We start from the raw sequence: 1,880 nt of genomic DNA on the forward strand, positions 1-1,880 counted from the left end.
TGCAGAACAAGAGCAATTTACCGAGTGGGCGTTTATAAATCGTAAAGAAGTAAACACTGAGTTAGTTTCATCATCTAAAGAACTAGAGATGTTAACGTATTGGTATTCAAAGTCTTCAGTTACTGACAAATCAAACATTTTAACTTGGATTCTTAATAAGAAATAAATTTAAATTACTGGATTTTTTAATGAAAAGAGGTGCGACTTAGTTCGCACTTTTTTCTTATTTAAAATTAACTAATGAAAAATAATATAAATCTAAGGTGATCTAGATCTTGTTGTTTTGGGTTTTTATCTTCATGCCTGAGATCTTTCTCACTTTTATATTTATTTTTATTCTGTGGTTTAAATTTTTATTTTTGTTAAGTTGTTGTTTTTGCTGGTTTATGTTTTTTTATATAACTTCGTTTTTGAAGTAGGTCACTCAAAAAACATTACTATATTTTCTTTGTGAAAAAACATTGTCATAGTGCACCCCAGACAACAAATCTAATGCATGGTTCATTTCGGCGACCAACTTAAATATCCATGCGTTACTTAATTAGTTAAATGAAGGAATTATGACTATGTTCAAGAAAACTCTTTTAGGTGCTGCGATTGCATTAGTTGCTAGCGGCGTAACAGCTAAAGAAGTGGGTGTTAACTCGGACTTTAATGTTGATGTTTACGGTGTGGCAGCTATTTCACTTGTTAACTACAACGTTACTGATAATGATAAAGCAAAAAGCAGCTCTGGCCGTGATGAAGGTTTTGTTGTGGAAAATGAATCTCGCATTGGTTTCCGCGCACATAAAGAGATGTTTGAAAACGTATTGATTACTATGCAAATCGAATCTGGTTATGTTGATAACACAGATTGGGGACACGGCGGTGCTTCTGGTGGTGTGCTAGGTTTCCGTGATACATTCATCGGTGCATCAGGTGATTGGGGTAACGTACGTGTGGGTCGTGTTCTTACTCCACTATACGAAATCGTTGACTGGCCTTTCTCTAACCCAGGTTTAGGCTCTGTATTCGATTGGGGTGGTATTGCTGGTCACTACGATCGCCAATCAAACCAAGTGCGTTACGATTCTCCTAAGTTTGGTGGTTTCTCTTTTGCAGCTTCTGTTGGTCGTGATGACAATGCGAACGGTGGTGGTTATGCTACTCGTGATTCATCTTTTGTTGGTGCAAACGCAAAATACAGCTTTGAAAAAGTAACCTTAATGGGTGCGATTGAATCTGGCTCTGATTTTAATGGTGTATCAGGTCAAGATAACCAAGCGTACTTAGTTGGTTTTGAAGCGTCTCTACCTGCTGGTTTTGGTATCGCTGGTGCATATAAAATGGAAGCACTAGATAACCAAGGTGGTATTGCTGGAACTGATGTAGAGCAAGGTTCTTACTCTATCATCGGTCAATACTGGAACGGTCCAATTGGTTTCAAACTGGGTTACGCTGCTAACTTAGAATCAGAAACTAACGGTAAAACGGATAAAGATTCTGACAGCAACACAATTTCAGGTCAGTTAATGGCTGTACATAACGGCTTCGTACCTTACCTACGTGTAGCAGGTCGTACTGTTGGCGATAATGATACAGATATCGTAACACGTATCGGTCTAGAGTACGGCTTCTAAGAAAAGTTGTTACTTAGCTAACTTTAAAAGCGCTGGCAAACTTTGTCAGCGTTTTTTACTTTAAGAGCATTTAAAATTTAAGGTGTATTAGGATGTATAAAAGAATTTTAGGACTAAGCGTAGTATTACTTAGCGGGTGCTCTACGTTATCAAGTGATGATGATTTCAGCGATGCAATCAATGAGGTAGAAACAAAATCCACTTACGTATCAATAGAAGCTAAAAGCATCAACCCAGTAGAAAATGAAGGGGTTGGAG

At 37.6% G+C, this 1,880-nt stretch carries 1 protein-coding gene; it reads left to right on the plus strand.

What is annotated here, in order from left to right; translation table 11 throughout:
- The first annotated feature begins 557 nt into the window (after positions 1 to 557).
- Positions 558 to 1,622, plus strand: a complete 1,065-nt coding sequence (locus tag GNP81_RS19250; protein ID WP_336503052.1) for a porin — start codon at positions 558 to 560, stop codon at positions 1,620 to 1,622.
- Positions 1,623 to 1,880 lie beyond the last annotated feature (258 nt).

It is taken from the genome of Aliivibrio fischeri (assembly GCF_009727955.1).
Lineage (GTDB): Bacteria > Pseudomonadota > Gammaproteobacteria > Enterobacterales > Vibrionaceae > Aliivibrio > Aliivibrio fischeri_A.